Raw genomic sequence first — 17903 nt, 5'->3', positions numbered from 1 at the left:
GCTCGCGCCCGGGTCTCTTTCTATCGGTCGGGCAACTCCACCACCGGCAGATGCACGGCGCTCGGGTGCCGCGGGTCGTGGAAGATTTCGATATCGGCGGTGAGCAGCGTCGTTGCCTCACCCAGCGGCTCATCAGTACCGGTGTTCCGCGCGTAACGCGGGTGGGCGCCGCTGGCGATCACCACCCGCAGCCGATGGCCCCGCTTGAACGTATGCGCGGCCGCATGCATGCGAAAGCTCAGCTTCCATATGTCATCGGGCACGGCGGGGTCGGCCGAGGTCTTGCGCACGATCCCGTCGCAGACATTGGTCGATTTTCCCGCCTCGTCCACATCCGATAGACGCACGAAGAAATCGGCGTTGGGCAGGCTCGCCCGGGCATAGAGCGCGACACGCACCTGCCCGAGGATGGTCGTGTCGCTGAACAGCGGCTCAGAGGTGTAAAGCAACACATCCTTGCGCTGCTCAAGCGGGGCCTGGTCCACCGGGCCGGCGCCTTTGAAGGCGAACATCGCCCCGCCGACAGCCGGCGTCGGGTCCACGGGATCGTAGGTGTAAGTGTCGGGATCCGAAGCCCGCACCGGGCGCTGCGACAGTACCCCTTCGGGGTGGAGCTGCCAGATCTGCGGCTCCGGTTCGACCGGCGGATAGACATCGAAATCGCGCCAGCGGTTCTCGCCGGAAATCCATAACCGCACCGGCTTGTCGCGCAGGCTGGCGGCGTCGCCGAGCAGCTTTGCGTCCATCCAGTCGAGGGTCTGGCGCACGCTTTCCATCTGGAGCTCGGGGCTGACATGCGTCCACGGACCGATAGTCAGCGGCGGGCTCTGGCCGGCTTCGACCAGCGTGGCGTAGTCGCGGAGCAACTGGTCGAGCATGAAATCCGACCATCCCGACACGAAGCTCACCGGCGGCGTGCGCTTGCCGAGGCGGTGGGTGTGGTCGAGCGGCTGCCAGAAGCCGTCATTGCCGATGGCCTCGTCCATCCAGCGCTTCCAGAACGGTACGACGTGCCCGGTGACGCGCCTGTCGGCATCCTTGAGCGGCAGCTTCATGGTGGCGCGCAGGGTTGCCCGCTCGATGCCGCCGGTGAACATGCGCCGGGCCGTGCGCATCGGGTTGCCGCGGATGCCCTCGACGGTCTGGATCCAGCTCAGCCATAATCCGACGGCGAGGCCTCCGCTCGGGAAGACGATCGAGCGGAACTCCGAGCTGGTCACCTTGACAGCCATGGCCGATTGCTTCGGTAGCGCATCGCAGATGGCCCATTGTGCGTAGCCGAGATAGCTCGGGCCGGACGTGCCCAGCCGGCCATCATACCAGGGCTGGTCCTTGATCCAGTCGAGCGTGGCGAGCCCGTCGTCGCGCTCGTGCCCGAACGGGTCGAACTCGCCCTCAGACCTGTCGGTGCCGCGGCAGGCCTGCAGCACGACATTGTAGCCGCGCTCGGCATAGATCTCGCCGACGGTGGAAAAGCCCGACAGTCCATAGGGCTCGCGCATCAGGATGGTCGGGTGCGGGCCGGGCAGTTTCGGCTCGAACAGCATGGTGGCGAGGCGAACGCCGTCGGCCATCGTCACCATGATGCCCCTGGTGACGCGGATCCGGTTCTTGCGCCGGGGCAGGCCGAAGCGATCGGCGAGGAAGCGGCTAGCGAGGCTCATCTGACGAAATCGAACACGTCGACGTCGAACAGTCCGCGGTCGGTCATCTTCAAGTGCGGGATCACCGGCAGGGCGAGGAACGCCACCTGGAGGAACGGTTCGGGCAGCGTGCAGCCGAGTTCGAAGGCGGCCTCGCGCAGGTGATGCAACTTGTCGGCGACGCCCTCGAAACTGAGCAAGCTCATCAATCCTGCGATCGGCAGGGCCAACTCGGCTGTCACCCGGCCGGCATCGGCTACCGCGAAGCCGCCGCCGAGCTCGATCAGCCGGTTCACCGCCACGGCCATATCCTCATCGGTTGCACCCACCACGGTGATGTTGTGGCTGTCATGGCCGACCGACGAGGCAATGGCGCCGCGCTTCAACCCGAACCCCTTGGTGAAGCTCAGCGCCACGTTGCCGTTGACGCCGTGCCGCTCGATCACGCCGATCTTGATCACATCGTTTGCTGTGTCGGGCAGCACGCCGCGCTCGGAGACCTCGAGCACGGCGCTTTCGCGATAGGTGAGGATCAGCCCCGGACGCACGCCGATCACCGGCGTTTCGTTGTGTCCCGGATTGGGAGCGACGATGAAGGTCGAGGGCTCCACCGGCTTCGCCTTCATCGAGGCCAGCCCCACTGGCGACACGGATTGGCGCGCCTCGAACAGCTCCGGTACCACCAACCTGCCGGCTGCCACGACATCGCTGACCCGGCAATCCTCGAGGCTGTCGAGCAGCGCGATATCGGCGCGATAGCCCGGCGCAACGAGGCCGCGATCCTTGAGCCCGAAGATGCGCGCTGCGGAGTGCGAGGCGGCGCGATAGACGTGGTGCAGCGGTCGCCCGCGCCCGATCAGGCGGCGGATGGAGCTGTCGAGATGGCCTTCCTCGAGGATGTCGAGGGGGTTGCGGTCGTCAGTGCACAGCGCGACATAGGACGAAGTATCGGCGTCCAGGATCTCGGCCAGCGCCTCGAGATCCTTGCTTACCGAGCCCTCGCGGATCAGGATCGCCATGCCCTTGCGGAGCTTCTCGCGCGCCTCGACCGCGGTTGTCGCCTCATGGTCGGTGCGGATGCCGGCGGCGAGATAGCCGTTGAGCCGCAGGTCGCTGAGCAGCGGGGCGTGGCCGTCGATATGGCCGCCCTGGAAGGCCACGAGCTTGGCAATGATGCCCGGGTCAGTTGCCAGCACGCCGGGGAAGTTCATCATCTCCGCGAGGCCGATTACCTGCGGATGGTCCCGGAACGGCTCGAGGTCGGCGATTTCCAGCCGCGCGCCCGAGGTTTCGTGCGGCGTTGCCGGCACGCACGAGCTGAGGTTGATGCGGATATCCATCACCGCCCGCTCGGCGCATTGCAGGAAATAGCGGATGCCCTCGGCGCCGAGCACATTGGCGATCTCGTGCGGGTCGCAGATCACCGTGGTCACGCCATGCGGCAGCACGCAGCGCTCGAACTCGAATGGGGTCACCAGCGAGGATTCGATGTGCAGGTGCGTGTCGATGAAGCCCGGCACGGCGAAGCGCCCGCCGCCGTCGATCACCCTGGTGCCCTCATACTCGCCATAGGTGCCGACGATGCGGTCGCCGACGATGGCGATGTCGCTCTGGGTCACCGTGCCCGAAATCACGTCGAGCAGCCGCACATTCTTGATCACCACGTCGGCAGGGACTTGTCCCGCGCCGGCCTTGATCATCCGGGTCAGCTGTTCGGCAGAGATGGACATGACGCAACCGTGAACGGACTGCCCCACCGTCCGTGTTCAGCCTGCCGCGGTCAAGTGGGCAAGGAACCGCATCGCACGGGCCGGCGTTGGTTTTCACAGGTGAACATCAAGGCAGGTTCGATGACCAAGACCTATGACTCCGGCAAGTCCACGACCGAGGTTCGGCAGGGGAGCCGCCGGCTGATGAATTTCCGGGTGCTGATCTGGTCGGTGCTCGGCATCGTGCTGGCTTTCGGACTGATCTACCTGATCTTCTTCGTGCTCGCACCGGGACCGGGAACCAGCACGGGCGTCTAGTGGATGGTTCGTCTCAAGCGGGTCGGCCGCGAGGAGCTGACCCTCCGGCGGGTGAAGCGCGGCCGAGGCTTCGGCCTCGTGGATGCTGACGGCGAGAAGGTGACCGACGCAGCGGTCTACGACCGGGTTCGCGGGCTGGGCTTGCCGCCCGCCTGGACCGACGTTCGTATTGCGACGGCTGCGAACGCGCATCTGCAGGCCTGCGGCACGGACGCTGCCGGGCGGCTGCAGTATGTCTATCACCCCGATTGGGAACTTCGCCGCACGCGACGCAAGCAGCGGCAGCTGGGGCTGCTCACCGACGCCCTGCCGCGCATCCGCCGCCGAGTGCGCGAGGACCTTGCGGCCGAGGCTGGCAGCAAGCAGCTGGCGCTCGCCATTGGCGTGGCGCTGATCGACCGTACCGCCATGCGAGTCGGACGCGAACGCTACCTCGATGCACATGGCACGCGCGGCGCCGGAACGCTCTACGCACGCGACATCCTTGTCGATGGCGACCTCATCGCCACGAGCTTTCCGGCCAAGAGCGGCAAACGCGCGGAGTATGGCTTTCGCGATGCCCGGCTGGCCGATGCCATTGCGCGGATCAAGACCATCCGAGGCAGGCGGCTGCTGATGTATCGCAATGGCGACGACAAGCCGCGTGCCCTGCGCACCGACGATATCAACCGCTACCTGCGCGAGATCGCCGGCGTTCCGGTCGCTGCCAAGGATTTCCGCACCCTGCATGGCAGCGCGCTCGCGGCCGAAGCGCTGGCCAAGGTTGACCGTGCGGACAGCGTGCCGGCGCGCAAGCGCCAGATGACGGCGGTGACCCGGCAGGTCGCGGCGTTCTTGCAGAATACTCCGGCGATCTCGCGCTCGAGCTATATCGCGCCGTGCCTGTTCGCCCTGTTCGAGCGTGGCCGGCTGGCCGAGCTGTGGAACGGCGTCGAGGAGGCGCCGGGCGGGCTGCGCAAGCGCGAGGCGCGTCTTGCTGCCGTCCTGGACGCTGCAGCCTAGGCGAGCTGCGCGATCCTCCTGCCGGCGGCGGCGGTGACGAGGCGGGCCTCCATGTCGCCGGTGGTCAGCGGTTGGCTCAGCAGATAGCCCTGGTAGGTGTTGCAGCCCATGGCGGCGAGCACGTCGAACTGCTCGTCGGTTTCGACGCCCTCGGCCGTCACCTCGATGTCCAGTGCATGAGCCAGCGTCACCATGGCCTGGACGATGGCGTTGGTCGCGGCTGTGGCGGAGAGCTGGCTCACGAAGGAGCGGTCGATCTTGATGCGGTCGACCGGATAGCGCTTGAGGTAGTTGAGCGAGGAATAGCCGGTACCGAAATCGTCGAGCGCGATGCGGATGCCGGCCTGGCGGAAGCGGGCAATGGCGTCCGTGGCGACGCTCTCGTCGTCGAGCAGGATGCCCTCGGTGATCTCCATCTCGAGATCGGCCGGCCGCATGCCGGTTTCGCTCAGGATGGCGAAGGCGCGGTCGGCGAAGGTCGGATTGCGCAGCTGCGCCGGCGAGATGTTGACGGCGACGGTCTTGCCCGGCCAGCGTGCTCCGAACACGGCGGCACGGCGCAGGATGAACTCGCCCAGCTGCTCGATGAGGCCAGTGCTCTCGGCCACGGCGATGAAACGGGCAGGCGGGATCGGACCCATCTTCGGGTGGGTCCAGCGCAGCAGCGCCTCGGCCCCGACGATGCCGACGCGCGACCGGTCGTAGAGCGGCTGGAACGCCACCCAGAGCTGTCCCGGTGCGCGCAGGGCCTCGCGCAGCTCGGCTTCGATGGTGTGCCGGGTCTGCACCAGCTCGTCCATCGCGCCTTCGTAGATGGCGGCGCGGTTGCGGCCGGCGGATTTCGCCTCGTAGAGCGCGATGTCGGCGCGGCGGCTCAGCTCGCGCGTGTCGTGCTGGCCGGGCTGGGTGATGACGATGCCGATCGAGACGCCCACAAAGGCCTCATTGGCGTGGATACGGAACGGCCGGGCTATGGCTTCGATGATGCGCTCGGCCAACTCCGCCGCCTCGATCGGCTCACGGCAGCTGTGCAGGATGGCGAATTCGTCGCCGCCCAACCGCGCCAGCGTATCGGTGGGCGCGATCAGGTCGCGCAGGCGCTGCGCCACCATGCGGATCAACTCGTCGCCGGCATGGTGGCCGAGCGTATCGTTGACATGCTTGAAGCGGTCGAGGTCCAGCATCAGCAGCGCCGTGCTGCTGCCGCCACCGCCGGCGAGGCGGCGGGCGAACTGGCGGTCGAAGCTCAGCCGGTTGGGCAGGCCCGTCAGGGCATCCTGAGCGGCCTGCCGCTCGGCTTCGGCGCTCTTGCTTTCGAGCGCGGCCGAGGAACGCCAGAGCACGAGGAGCAGCGTGCCCACGGCAACGACTAGAATGACGAGGGCGGCGATCAGTGCCGGCGTGGTCCGCTGCAGCAGCATTTCGCCAGGGCGGTAGGGCTGCCACTCGTAGAAGGTGACGATCCGCCCGGCCCGGTTGGCAATGGGCAGGATACTGAAGCCCTCGTGACCCGGTGTCGCCGTGAAGCGGCCGGCTTCGAGCTGGTATTTCTCGATGAGCCGCAGCTCGTAATCGATGTCGAGATGGATGATGCTCACCACCAGCGGTTCGGTGCCCGGCGGCTGGATGATGTTGCCCGTGTCGGAGACGATGGGTGACACGCTGATGATGGCGGGCACGCCATCGAGCATGATGAAGTCGCTGGCAAATGGTGGATCGACATAGCCGGCGAGCGTGCGTTCGCGCACGCTGTCGATCAGCGGCTGCACCACATCGGCGCGCCCGGCGAAGGTCGCGGGGCCCTGGCGCTTGCGGGCCACCGAGGCGTAGACGGGCGCGCCATCGACGAGGATGTAGGTCTCGTCGTGGTGGAAATAGTCGTAGAACCAGATGCCGAAGTTGACGTCGATCCAGCCCATGTCGCCGGTGCGCAGCTCGGTGATGGCATCGTCCCAGATGGTGATCGACTGCTGCTCGCGCACCGTACCGTCGAGCTGACCATTGATGAAATAAGCTGCCCGCTGGCTCTGGCGGTCGAGCGCGCTCTGGTCGACTTCGCCGGCCGTCCACAGGACGAAGCCCGTCAGCATTGCGATGGTCGCGACGAACACGACCAGCACCGAGGTCATCACGACCAGCGAAAACGACCGTCCGAACCTGGCACGTTCTGTGTTTGGCATCATTTGGCGGCTCAACAGGCGCCGACCCTGCCATTCCAGGTTTTGCCAAGTCGTTACTTTGTTCGATGCTTTCCCGGTTACCGGAGAATTACGCCGCTATGCATTGTCCTTGAACAGCACTTCGCGATCCTGCGTGAAGTTGGCGAGCAACGGCAGCGAGGCGCCGCCCATGGCGCGCGCGGCATTGCCGATGCTGCCGGGCAGCAGCCGAAACTCGCTGAGCCCCTGCCGGTTGATGCGGCCGATGGCGGCCTCGGTACCTGCGATCACCCGCTCGCGCACATGGGTGGGGAAGGCGCCGTCGATCAGCACCGTCTCAACATCGATCACCGCGATGGCGGCGATGATGGCGTAGGCCACGCTGAGCGCCACCTCGTCGATCCATTCGTCGAGCACAGGGCCGAGATCGTCGCCCCAGTCGTCCGGAGATTGCCAGAGGATCTGCGGGTTGCGCCCCTGCGCGATCAGCTTGCGCTCGAGCGTGTAGATGGAGGCAACGTGCATCAGCTGCGGTGTGCGGCCCGTCCCGCTCGCGCCGAGCACCGGCATCGACCCGAGCGCCCCGGCGTTCTGGGTGCGGCCGGGGAACAGATGCCCGTTGAGCACAAGCCCGCCGCCGATGAACGAGCCGATGAAGACGTAGAGGTAGTCGATATGCTCGCCGCCGGTGCCGAACATTAGCTCGGCAGCGCAGGCGGCGGTGATGTCGTTGGCGAAATAGACCGGCCAAGGGCAGAGTTCGGCGACCATGGCGCGTACGTCGATGGTGCGCCATGCCTCGATCTCGGCCCTGGGTGCGCCGATCTCCTCGTGCCAGGTCCACATCTCGTAGGGCGCCGCGATACCCAAGCCCGCGATGCGCGCGGCGAGGGCAGGGGAGAGGCCCTCGAGCAACTGGTCGATGCCGTCGCGCGCGAAGGTGCGGATCCCCTCCGGCGTCGGATAGGGGTAGGTCTGGTGCAGCAGCTTGAGGATCTTGCCGGTGAAGTTGATCAGGTAGAGATCGACGCTGCGCCGGCCGATCTTCAGCCCGAAGCTCAAGGCCCCCTCGGGGTTCAGCGAGTACGGCACCAGCGGCTGGCCGACCTTGCCGCGCAACGGCTTGCCGCGCAGCAGCAGGCCGTCGGCCTCGAGCGCATTGGTGATGATCGAGATGGTCTGCGGCGACAACCCCGTCATCCGCGCGATGTCGGCCTTGGGCAGGTCGCCATGGCGCCGGATCAGCGACAGCACCAGGCGCTCGTTGTAGAGGCGCACGCCGGTCTGGTTGGTGCCGCGCGCGGCAGCCGCCGGCCGCGAACCGGGCTCACGCGTTCCGCCGGTGGTCACAGTGGACGACCTCCTGACGCCTGGTTCCGTTGACAATTTCCACCCGCTCTCCGTCACGGCCCGAACAGCCACGACGCAGGTGAAAATGCAATCGATTTCAGGGGTTTCGCACCCCCTCCCGAACGAAAGAATTATCGGCGCGGCGCTCCATGTCAATTAATAAATCAACTGGACTAATTTATTGACAGCCCGCGGCGCTTGCGCTGATATCGCCCTCGGCCGGGGAGGACCGCGTGGAGGACGCGAGCCCTGCCTCTTGCCCGAATGGCGGGAAAACCGCCTCGGGCGAGCAACGCAACACGGGAGGACTTTATGGGAAAACTCGGTTTTCTGAAGATGACGCTCGCCGGCGCGGTGGCGCTCGGCGTGATGGCGGGCACCGCAGCCTTCGCCCAGGACAAGCCCATCGTCGGCCTCATCACCAAGACGGAAGGCAACCCGTTCTTCGTCAAGATGCGTGAAGGCGCGCAGCAGAAGGCGGAAGAGCTCGGGCTCGACCTTCGCACCTATGCCGGCGAGTTCGACGGCGACAATGAAGGCCAGATCGCCGCGATCGAGAGCCTGATCGCCGCCGGCGCCAAGGGCTTTGCCATCGTGCCGTCCGACTCGAGCGCCATCGTGCCGACCATCCAGTCGGCGCGCGACGCCGGGCTGATGGTCATCGTGCTCGATACGCCGCTCGATCCGATGGATGCGGCCGACGCGACCTTTGCAACCGACAACCGCAAGGCCGGCCAGCTGATCGGCGCCTGGGCCAAGGGCACGCTCGGCGATGCCGCAGCGAACGCCAAGATCGCCTTCCTCGATCTCGCCACCAACCAGCCGACCGTCGACTACCTGCGCGACCAGGGTTTCATGCAGGGGTTCGGGATCGACGTGAAGGACCCGAACAAGTACGGCGACGAGGACGACGCCCGCATCTGCGGCCATGAAATGACCGCCGGCTCGGAAGAGGGCGGCGTCACGGCCATGGAAACGCTGTTGCAGCGCTGCCCGGACATCAACGTCGTCTACACCATCAACGAGCCGGCCGCGGCCGGCGGCTACCAGGCACTCGAAGCAGCCGGCAAGGCCGACGGTTCGGTGCTGATCGTCTCGATCGACGGCGGCTGCCCGGGCGTCGAGAACGTCAAGGCCGGCGTCATCGGCGCCACCAGCCAGCAATATCCGCTGAAGATGGCCTCGATGGCGCTCGAAGCCATCGCTTCGGGCACCATTCCCGAGATCGATCCGGCCGTCGGCTTCCTCGACACCGGCGCGACGCTGATTACTGACAAGCCGGTCGATGGCGTCGAGTCGATCACCACGGAAGAGGGCCTGAAGCTCTGCTGGGGTTGATCGCGCAGGTGCAGCGCCGGGCAACCGACGCTGCATTCTCGTGGAATTGAGCTGAGTTCGCGGGCCCTGTCGCCTCCCTCCCCCTTGCGGGGAGGGATCGAGGGTGGGGGTAGTTCGGTGATCGCCGATCGACCCCCACCCCCAGCCCCTCCCCGCAAGGGGGAGGGGAGCCAGTCCCACCTCAGATTCCGTGAGAGCCAGTATGGACAGTTCCCAGGGGAGGGGGACGACATGAGTGATGACGCGAGCGGTTCGGCGACCGCGGAACGAGGCCTCACCGGCGTGGCCGACAACGTGGCCAGCTTCGAGGAGGAGCGGATGAGCCCGCTGCGGCGCATCCAGCACTTCTTCCACCAGTACCCGACGATGATCCCGGCGATCATCCTGATCATCTCGGTGGTGATCTTCGCCTTCGTCACCGGCGGCCGCTTCTTTGCTCCGCTCAACCTGTCGCTGATCCTCACCCAGGTGACGCTGATCGCGCTGCTCGGCACCGCGCAGACGCTGGTCATCATCACCGCCGGCATCGACCTGTCGGTCGGCGCCATCATGGTGCTGAGCTCGATCGTGATGGGCAAGCTCTCGATCGACTACGGCATTCCGGCGCCGCTCTCGCTCATCATCGGCATCGCCACCGGGCTCGTCTGCGGCCTGTTCAACGGCCTGATCATCACCCAGCTCAAGATGCCGCCCTTCATCGTCACCCTGGGCAGCTGGAGCATTTTCGGCGCGCTGGTGACGCTGGTTTCCAACGCGGCGACCATCCGCAAGGTCGACCTCGAAACCAATGCGGATTTCCTGCTTGAGATGGGCGGGCGCGTTTCACTCGGCAACGGACCAAGCGGCACCCCGGCGGGCGGACCGTTCCTGATGACCGGCTCGCTGCTGATGATCGTGGTCGCCGCCTTCATCTGGTACCTCTTGAGCCGCACCGCCTTCGGCCGCCATGTCTACGCCATCGGCGACGATCCGAACGCGGCGCGCCTCTCCGGCATCCAGGTCAACCGCACCCTCATCGGCGTCTATGGTCTCGCGGGCCTGCTCTGCGGCATCGCCGCGTGGATCCTGATCGGCCGCGTCGGCGCCGTCTCGCCGCTTGGCAACCAGACCGCCAATCTCGATGCCATCACCGCCGTGGTGATCGGCGGCACCTCGCTGTTCGGCGGCCGCGGCTCGATCCTCGGCACGCTGTTCGGCGCCCTGATCGTGGGCGTGTTCGATAGCGGCCTATCGCTCACCGGCGTCGATCCGCTGTGGCGCCAGCTCACCGTCGGCGCGCTGATCATCGTCGCCGTCGCCATCGACCAGTGGATCCGGAGGGTGTCGGCATGACCCAGCCTATTCTCGAGGCGCGTGGCCTGATGAAGCGCTATGGCCGCGTGGTCGCCCTCGACCATGCCGATTTCGACCTCATGCCCAACGAGATCCTGGGCGTGATCGGCGACAACGGCGCCGGAAAATCGACGCTGATCAAGGCGCTGTGCGGCGCCGTGATCCCCGATGCCGGCGAAATCCTGCTCGAGGGTAAGCCGGTGAATTTCCGCTCGCCGCTCGAAGCCCGCCTCGCCGGCATCGAGACCGTCTACCAGGACCTTGCCCTGTCGCCGGCGCTTTCCATCGCCGACAACATGTTCCTCGGCCGCGAGCTGCGGAAGCCGGGCATTACCGGCTCGCTGTTCCGCCGGCTCGATCGCAGCCGCATGCAGAAGGTGGCGCGGGAAAAGCTCAGCGAGCTCGGACTGATGACGATCCAGAACATCAACCAGCCGGTCGAAACGCTGTCAGGCGGGCAGCGCCAGGGCGTCGCCGTGGCCCGCGCCGCCGCGTTCGGCAGCCGGGTGGTGATCATGGACGAGCCGACGGCGGCGCTCGGCGTCAAGGAAAGCCGCCGGGTGCTCGAGCTGATGCTGGACGTGAAGCGCCGCGGGCTGCCGATCGTCCTCATCTCGCATAACATGCCGCACGTGTTCGAGGTCGCCGACCGCATCCACATCCACCGGCTGGGCAAGCGCATCGCGGTGATCAACCCCAAGGACTTCTCGATGAGCGACGCGGTGGCGATCATGACGGGAGCGATGAAACCTCCGGAGATGGAGGTGGCTTGACCGAAGGCCCCCTCACCCGGTCCTGCGGACCGACCTCTCCCCCAAAGGGAGAGGTGAGCCGGGGGCAAGATCGTGCCACAACTGCACCTCTCCCTTGGGGGAGAGGTCGCCGCAAAGCGGCGGGTGAGGGGGCCTTCCTCTCGCCTCAACGAAAGAAGAAGAAATGACCCTGCAGCGCGCCCTCGTCCTCGAGAAACAGCACCAGCTCACGCTTCGCGACATCGATCTCCCCGCCGATCCCGGTCCGGGTGAGGTGAAGATCAAGCTGCACACGGTCGGCGTCTGCGGCTCGGACGTGCATTATTACACCCATGGCCGGATCGGCCCGTTCGTGGTCAACGCGCCGATGGTGCTCGGCCACGAGGCCGCCGGCACCGTGGTCGCGCTCGGGGCAGGGGTGACCAGCCTCAAGGTCGGCGATCGCGTCTGCATGGAGCCGGGTGTGCCCGATCCGAATTCCAAGGCGGCGCGGCTGGGGATGTACAACATCGATCCGGCCGTCACCTTCTGGGCCACCCCGCCGATCCACGGCGTGCTGACCCCGTTCGTGGTCCACCCGGCCAACTACACCTTCAAGCTGCCCGACAATGTGAGCTTTGCCGAAGGCGCCATGGTCGAGCCTTTTGCCGTCGGCATGCAGGCGGCGACCAAGGCCAGGATCACGCCCGGCGACACCGCTATCGTGATGGGCGCCGGCCCGATCGGCACCATGGTGGCGCTGGCGGCGCTGGCCGGCGGCTGCTCGCGCGTCATCATCACCGACCTCGCCCAGCCCAAGCTCGATATCGCGGCCAAGTACCAGGGCATCATCCCGGTCAACATTCGCGACAGAAAGCTGCTCGACGAGGTCGACGCGCTCACCGACAACTGGGGTGCCGACGTCGTGTTCGAGTGCTCCGGCAGCCCACGCGCCTGGCAGGGCATCGTCGACGTGGTCCGTCCCGGCGGCACGATCGTGGTGGTCGGCCTGCCGGTCGAGCCGGTCAATTTCGACATCGCCTCGCTGTCGGTGAAGGAAGTGACGATCTCCTCGGTGTTCCGCTACGCCCACCAATACGACCGCGCCATCGCGCTGATGGCCTCGGGCCGCGTCGACCTCAAGCCGCTGATCTCGGAGACGTTCAAGTTCGAGGATTCGATCAAGGCGTTCGATCGCGCCGTGGAAGCGCGGCCGACGGACGTGAAGCTGCAGATTTTGATGGAAGACGCGTAGATAGGCCACTGCCCCTCACCCCGACCCTCTCCCCGGAGGGGAGAGGGGGCGATGTGGCACTGCCGGTGGTCTGAGCGTCCCCTCTCCCCTCTGGGGAGAGGGTCAGGGTGAGGGGAAGTATCAAATGGATCTAGGCCTCAAGGGCAAACTCGCCGTCATCACCGGCGGCAGCGTGGGCATCGGCCTCGCCGTAGCCAACGGCTTCGCCGCTGAGGGCGCCAACGTCCTCATCACCGCGCGCGGGAAGGAGCGCGTCGAGGCCGAGGCCGCCGGCATCGCCCGCGAGTTCGGCGTATCGGCCCACGGCGTGCCCGCCGATGTCGCGACCGCCGAAGGTTGCGCCGCTGTGGTTGCTGCTGCGGCCCAGCTCGGCGGCGCCCACATCCTCGTCAACAATGCTGGCACCGGCTCGAACGAGACCATCGCCGAAGCCGACGACGCCAAGTGGCAGTATTACTGGGACCTGCACGTGATGGCAGCCGTCCGGCTTGGGCGCGGGCTGGTGCCGCAGATGAAGGCGCATGGATGGGGTGCCATCGTCCACAATGCCTCGATCTGCGCCGTGCAGCCGCTGTGGTACGAGCCGATCTACAACACCACCAAGGCGGCGCTGATGATGTTCTCAAAGACCCTCGCCAACGAGGTGGTCGGCGACAATATCCGGGTCAACACGGTCAATCCCGGCCTCGTCCTGACGCCGGACTGGGTCAAGACGGCCAAGCAGCTGGCGGGTGAGGATGGCTATCAGGCGCACCTGCAGGGCGTCGCCGACGAAGCGGGCGGCATGAAGCGGTTCGCGACGCCCGAGGAGCTCGCAAACTTCTTCGTGTTCATCTGCTCGGACAAAGCCAGCTATTCCACCGGCTCGACCTATTTCGTCGATGGCGGCTGGCTGAAGACGGTCTGAAGCCCACGCGGCCGAATGTTCAAGGGGCCGCCCGGAGGGCGACCCCTTATGCAGCTACACCGCCCGGCGGCCGGTAATGGCGCGGACGATGAAGATGAGCAGGCAGGCGCCGATCACTGCTACGATCAGCTGGCCGATAATGCCGCCCATGGTGGCCCCGAAAATGAGCATCAGCAGGAAGTTGCCGACGACCGCGCCGACAATGCCCAGGATGATGTTCATCAGCAGCCCCTGATTGGACTTCATGATCTGCTCGGCGATCCAGCCGGCGAGTGCTCCGATGACGATGCTGAGAATCCAGCCAAGTCCTTCCATCGTTGCCTCCTTTGGAAGCGGTCCCACAATGGGACAGGTGCCAAAGCAACGGTTCGAGGCCCGTCCGGTTCCGAAACGGCGTTTCCTGTCAGTACGTTGACTATTCCGCCGGCTCGACCGCCGCCGCCAGAATCACCCGCTCGCCGCGCACGATGCGCCAGGCGATCGGGATAGTCAGCAGCGGCACGAGCGCGAACAGGCCGTAGAGCCAGTTCGAGGCAGAAACGGTGGCAGCGACGTCCTCGCTGCTGGCCAGTCCGGCGCCGTTGACGATCACGCCGGCCACCGCCGCGCCAAGCCCGGCGGCGAAGAGCTGCACCATCGAGATCGAGGCCGAGGTCAGATCGCCTTCGCCCTCTGGGGCCGACTGCAGCAGGCGGGCCGAGATGTGCGGCCAGGAAATGCCGATGCCGGTCCCGAGCAGCAGCAGCGACACGCCCACCGGCACGAGCGGCAGCCAGGCGCCGGCCGTGTTGTCGCGGCCGAGGAACAGGGCGAGGCCGGCGATGGCGATAGCCTGCAGCGCCGGCCCAACGATCAGCAGCGCCTGCGCCCGCGATCCGCTCCAGCTCGAGGTCACCACCGAGCCCGAGCTCCAGCCGACCGCCACGAGCGCGACCATATAGCCGGCGATCAGCGGGCTCTGGCCGTGCAGGTTCTGCACGAACAGCGGCACGAACATGTCGCAGATGATGGCGAGGTTGAGCAGCAGCATCATCGCGAACAGCCCGGCCAGCGGCGAGCGCCACGAGAATGTTCCCGTCGGGAACAGATGAGTTTCGCGGTGCCGGTCGATCACGCCCAGCGCAATGATCGCCAGCACCGCGAGTCCGACCAGGAGCGTAGGCAGCATCACGCCCTCGGTCAGGATGGACGCTACCGACACGGCGAGTACGGCGCCGGTCAGCAGCAGAATCTGGGAAACGGGAAACTTCGTCATGCCGCGCTCATCGCTGCGCTTCGGAATGACGCGGAAGGCGAGCAGCCCGAGCAGCGCGGCGAGCGGCACGATGATCCAGAACGCCTCGCGCCAGGCGCCGAACATGCCGAACACACCGCCAATCGCCGGCCCGATCAGGGTCGAGACACCCCAGACGCTCGAGATCAGTGCGAAGGCGCGGCCCCACAGCGCCTCGGGGAAGACGAGCCGGATCATGGCGTAGCTCATTGCGGTCAGGAGCCCGGCGCCAAAGCCCTGCACGGCTCGGCCAACCAGCATCACCTCCATCGAGGGAGCAAAGCCGCAGATCAGCGAACCGATGCCGAAGCCAAAGGCGGCGAGCACATAGGTGCCGCGCGGGCCGATGCCGAACGGGCGCACGGCAGCGAAGATCGCCGCGATGATGGAAGCGACGATGAACAGCGTGGTGTTCCAGGCGAACAGCTCGAGCCCGCCAATGTCGCGCACCACCGACGGCAGCAGCGTGCCGACGATGAAGGTCTCCATGGCCTGCAGGCCGACGCCGCTGGCGAAGGTAATGGCCGCCAGCGCACGCCCTTCGGCGAACACGGCGCGCCAGCCGTTCTCGGTGGTGTTCATGACGAAAGCTGCCTTCTCGATTCGTTTCGGGCTGGTGCCCCTTGCGAACGGTGCTAGTGTCTACAACCTCAACCGTGGTTGAGGTAAAGAGGGCATCGAACAGAAAATGTCGCGTGAACTCACAGTGGGGCAGGTGGCCGAGCGCAGCGGTCTGGCGGTCTCTGCGCTGCATTTCTATGAGCGCAAGGGGCTGATCCGCAGCCACCGCACCTCCGGCAACCAGCGGCGCTACGATCGCGACGTTCTGCGCCGGCTCGCCATCGTGCGCATGGGCACCGAGCTCGGCATCCCGCTGGCCGAGATCGCCGATGCGCTGTCGTATGTGCCGGTCGGGCACACACCCTCAGCGGCCGATTGGCGCAAGATGAGCGAGGTCTGGCACGACAAGCTCAATCGCCGGATCGTGCTGATGACGCGTATGCGCGACGAGCTGAACGGCTGCATCGGCTGCGGGTGCCTGTCTACCGCGAGCTGTCCGCTGATGAATCTTGGCGACCATCTCAGCGCCGAAGGCAGCGGGCCGCGCCGTCTCGTACGCGAGGGCGACGACAGCTACGTGAGCTGACGGAACCGGCCATCGGCGTCGCCGTTGAAGCGCGAAGCGTCAATGGAGCGTCACCATGGATCTCGTTACCGCCATCGGCTTCGAGCAGACCCACCAGCCCCAGTACATCATCCTCATCCGCCTGCTGATCGCGAGCCTGCTCGGCGCGATGATCGGCTTCGAGCGCGGCTCACAGGCCGGTACGGCCGGGTTGCGCACCCATATCCTCATCGCGCTCGCGGCGGCGCTGTTCACCACGCTCGCCTTCGAGATCTATGAGGAGGCGCTGGAGGGGGGCAGCCAGAACCCCGATCCGATCCGCGCCATCGAGGCCGTCACCGCCGGCATTGCGTTCCTGGGTGCGGGCGCCATCTTCCAGCAGCGGGGGAGCGTCCAGGGCCTCACCACCGGGGCGGGCATGTGGCTCGCCGGCGCGGTCGGCGTGTGCGCGGCGCTTGGCTACTACCTCATCGCGCTGGCGGTGGCGCTGTTCGCCGTGCTGGTGCTCGCCGCCATGCGGGCTTTCTCGCACAAGGTGGTGAGCGCCGAGAACGAGAAGGTCCAGGACGGAACGGAGCCGGACAAGTCTCGTTGATCCCCATCAGCAACAGGAGGACATCATGCCCGCCAAATCCCAGGCCCAGCAGAAAGCCGCCGGCGCGGCGCTCTCCGCCAAGCGCGGCGACACCAAGGTCAGCGAGCTCCAGGGCGCCTCGAAATCGATGTACAAGTCGATGAGCGAGAAGGAGCTCGAGGAGTTTGCGGGAACGGACCGCAAGGACCTGCCGCAGCACAAGTCGAAGAAAGAGACGAAGCACTAGGCCTCTCGGCGTCCGGACTCCCACCCACTGGATGTCATCCCTGCGAAAGCAGGGATCCGGCTCTCCGCTCGCGCAGGCTGATGGTTGGATCGCTGCTTTCGCAGGGATGACACTCCGTGACTGAGGTTCCCACCGAGCGCCGAAGTGCTTTGCCCTCTATTGCGGCACCGGCACCGGTGAGCTCGACTGCTCCAGTTCCTCGGCGGAGGGCAGCTGCGGGTCGGCGCCTTCGCCGAAGACCTGCTGGCCGTCATTGTCCCAGACGCGGACGATCTCGCAGCTGACCAGATACTCCTTGGCGCATTCGGCCGCCGCAATCGCCTCGAGGCTCGGCTGGTCCTGCTGGTCGCACACGAACTTGTGCCAATGCGGCCCCTCGGCGTGCTGCATGAAGATGTCGGCCACCCAGCCATGCGGGTAGCACCAGAGGTTGGGGGCGCACTCCTCTTCGCCCAACCCGCTCTGCTCCATGCATTGCGCCACCGCGCAGCTCATCGCATCCTCGGCGATCGGGCTGAAGCAGACGCCCAGCCCGGCCTCGGGGGCCTGCGATACCGCGACGCCGTTGAAGGCCGGCAGCACGAAATTGTCGACGGCTTCATCCTGCGCCAGAACGGGCATGGCGAGGAGGCCGACGGTCGCAGCGGCGAAAAGGACTAGTCTGAACATGGGTGGCCTCCCGATGGTGAGGCCGGACAGTGCGGTGATCCGGCTGCGCCGGTCAAGCCGGCCAGCGGAGCGCGGCCATGGAGGGAGAAGCCATGACCGCGCCTGCTGCTGCTTGCCCGGACCGGGAGGGACAGTCCGGGGCACACCGAAACCGGAGAGGGCGGGGCAGCGCGTCAGGAGTCTCGCGCCCCGTCTCTCCGGCAGAATGGCGGGCCGCCGCGTGAGGGGACGCGGCGGACCGCCCAGGTCGGGTCGGCGCTTGGGGTCGCC

The 17903-nt window shown here is 66.6% G+C and carries 17 protein-coding genes; 10 read left to right on the top strand and 7 right to left on the bottom strand.

The features are described from left to right. Nucleotides 1–20: 20 nt before the first annotated feature. Both AC3A6I_RS13010 and ade read right to left on the bottom strand, forming a co-directional pair. Nucleotides 21–1664: a CocE/NonD family hydrolase gene (locus AC3A6I_RS13010; RefSeq protein WP_487544141.1), complete on the bottom strand. Its 1644-nt coding sequence runs from the start codon at nt 1662–1664 to the stop codon at nt 21–23. Further along, nucleotides 1661–3373: an adenine deaminase gene (ade, locus tag AC3A6I_RS13005; protein ID WP_487544140.1), complete on the bottom strand. Its 1713-nt coding sequence runs from the start codon at nt 3371–3373 to the stop codon at nt 1661–1663. Before ade ends, AC3A6I_RS13010 begins: the two co-directional genes overlap by 4 nt. Before the next feature lie 120 nt (nt 3374–3493). Here ade and AC3A6I_RS13000 point away from each other — a divergent pair, with 120 nt between their 5' ends. Together AC3A6I_RS13000 and AC3A6I_RS12995 are read left to right on the top strand one after the other, a co-directional pair. Then, nucleotides 3494–3670 (top strand): hypothetical protein, encoded by a 177-nt coding sequence (locus tag AC3A6I_RS13000; RefSeq protein WP_487544139.1) that lies wholly within the window; start codon nt 3494–3496, stop codon nt 3668–3670. A gap of 3 nt (nt 3671–3673) precedes the next feature. Further along, nucleotides 3674–4672: a DNA topoisomerase IB gene (locus tag AC3A6I_RS12995; protein ID WP_487544138.1), complete on the top strand. Its 999-nt coding sequence runs from the start codon at nt 3674–3676 to the stop codon at nt 4670–4672. On the opposite strand, the gene AC3A6I_RS12990 is transcribed toward AC3A6I_RS12995, so the two are convergent. After that, nucleotides 4669–6855 carry a putative bifunctional diguanylate cyclase/phosphodiesterase gene (locus AC3A6I_RS12990; RefSeq protein ID WP_487544137.1) on the bottom strand — a complete coding sequence of 729 codons (2187 nt, stop codon included), beginning with the start codon at nt 6853–6855 and terminating at the stop codon, nt 4669–4671. The genes AC3A6I_RS12995 and AC3A6I_RS12990 overlap by 4 nt on opposite strands. A gap of 93 nt (nt 6856–6948) precedes the next feature. Beyond that, entirely contained in the window at nt 6949–8181 is a 1233-nt protein-coding gene (locus tag AC3A6I_RS12985) for an ROK family protein (protein WP_487544136.1), read from the bottom strand. Nucleotides 8182–8493: 312 nt separating this feature from the next. Here AC3A6I_RS12985 and AC3A6I_RS12980 point away from each other — a divergent pair, with 312 nt between their 5' ends. The 5 genes from AC3A6I_RS12980 (at nt 8494) to AC3A6I_RS12960 (ending at nt 13744) form a co-directional block, all read left to right on the top strand. Beyond that, a complete protein-coding gene (locus AC3A6I_RS12980) occupies nt 8494–9519 on the top strand; it encodes a substrate-binding domain-containing protein (RefSeq protein ID WP_487544135.1) in 1026 nt (341 codons plus the stop codon). A gap of 231 nt (nt 9520–9750) precedes the next feature. Further along, a complete protein-coding gene (locus tag AC3A6I_RS12975) occupies nt 9751–10851 on the top strand; it encodes an ABC transporter permease (protein ID WP_487544134.1) in 1101 nt (366 codons plus the stop codon). Further along, nucleotides 10848–11624, top strand: coding sequence for an ATP-binding cassette domain-containing protein (locus AC3A6I_RS12970; protein WP_487544133.1), 777 nt, complete (start codon nt 10848–10850; stop codon nt 11622–11624). The genes AC3A6I_RS12975 and AC3A6I_RS12970 overlap by 4 nt, the downstream gene beginning before the upstream one ends. A 163-nt stretch (nt 11625–11787) precedes the next feature. After that, nucleotides 11788–12837: an NAD(P)-dependent alcohol dehydrogenase gene (locus tag AC3A6I_RS12965; RefSeq protein ID WP_487544132.1), complete on the top strand. Its 1050-nt coding sequence runs from the start codon at nt 11788–11790 to the stop codon at nt 12835–12837. A 124-nt stretch (nt 12838–12961) separates the two neighbouring features. Next, nucleotides 12962–13744 (top strand): SDR family NAD(P)-dependent oxidoreductase, encoded by a 783-nt coding sequence (locus AC3A6I_RS12960; RefSeq protein WP_487544131.1) that lies wholly within the window; start codon nt 12962–12964, stop codon nt 13742–13744. A 54-nt stretch (nt 13745–13798) separates the two neighbouring features. Here AC3A6I_RS12960 and AC3A6I_RS12955 read toward each other — a convergent pair whose 3' ends face one another. After that, complete coding sequence (locus tag AC3A6I_RS12955; RefSeq protein ID WP_487544130.1) at nt 13799–14059, bottom strand: GlsB/YeaQ/YmgE family stress response membrane protein; 261 nt, start codon at nt 14057–14059, stop codon at nt 13799–13801. Between the two features lie 100 nt (nt 14060–14159). Beyond that, a complete protein-coding gene (locus AC3A6I_RS12950; protein ID WP_487544129.1) occupies nt 14160–15599 on the bottom strand; it encodes an MFS transporter in 1440 nt (479 codons plus the stop codon). Nucleotides 15600–15705: 106 nt separating this feature from the next. Between AC3A6I_RS12950 and soxR the strand changes: the two genes are divergently transcribed. From soxR to AC3A6I_RS12935, 3 genes are read left to right on the top strand one after another with little or no spacing between them, the layout of a single operon-like run. After that, nucleotides 15706–16164: a redox-sensitive transcriptional activator SoxR gene (gene soxR, locus AC3A6I_RS12945; RefSeq protein WP_487544128.1), complete on the top strand. Its 459-nt coding sequence runs from the start codon at nt 15706–15708 to the stop codon at nt 16162–16164. A 55-nt stretch (nt 16165–16219) separates the two neighbouring features. After that, entirely contained in the window at nt 16220–16738 is a 519-nt protein-coding gene (locus tag AC3A6I_RS12940; RefSeq protein ID WP_487544127.1) for an MgtC/SapB family protein, read from the top strand. Nucleotides 16739–16763: 25 nt separating this feature from the next. Next, nucleotides 16764–16964, top strand: coding sequence for a DUF3008 family protein (locus tag AC3A6I_RS12935; protein WP_487544126.1), 201 nt, complete (start codon nt 16764–16766; stop codon nt 16962–16964). A gap of 156 nt (nt 16965–17120) precedes the next feature. Here the strand turns inward: AC3A6I_RS12935 and AC3A6I_RS12930 are convergent, their stop codons facing one another. After that, nucleotides 17121–17633: a hypothetical protein gene (locus AC3A6I_RS12930; RefSeq protein WP_487544125.1), complete on the bottom strand. Its 513-nt coding sequence runs from the start codon at nt 17631–17633 to the stop codon at nt 17121–17123. Between the last annotated feature and the right edge of the window lie 270 nt (nt 17634–17903).

This window comes from Devosia sp. Soil_C_22 (assembly GCF_057657195.1).
Note: the sequence above shows the minus strand (reverse complement) of the source record. Positions and strands in the feature narration are given on the sequence as shown.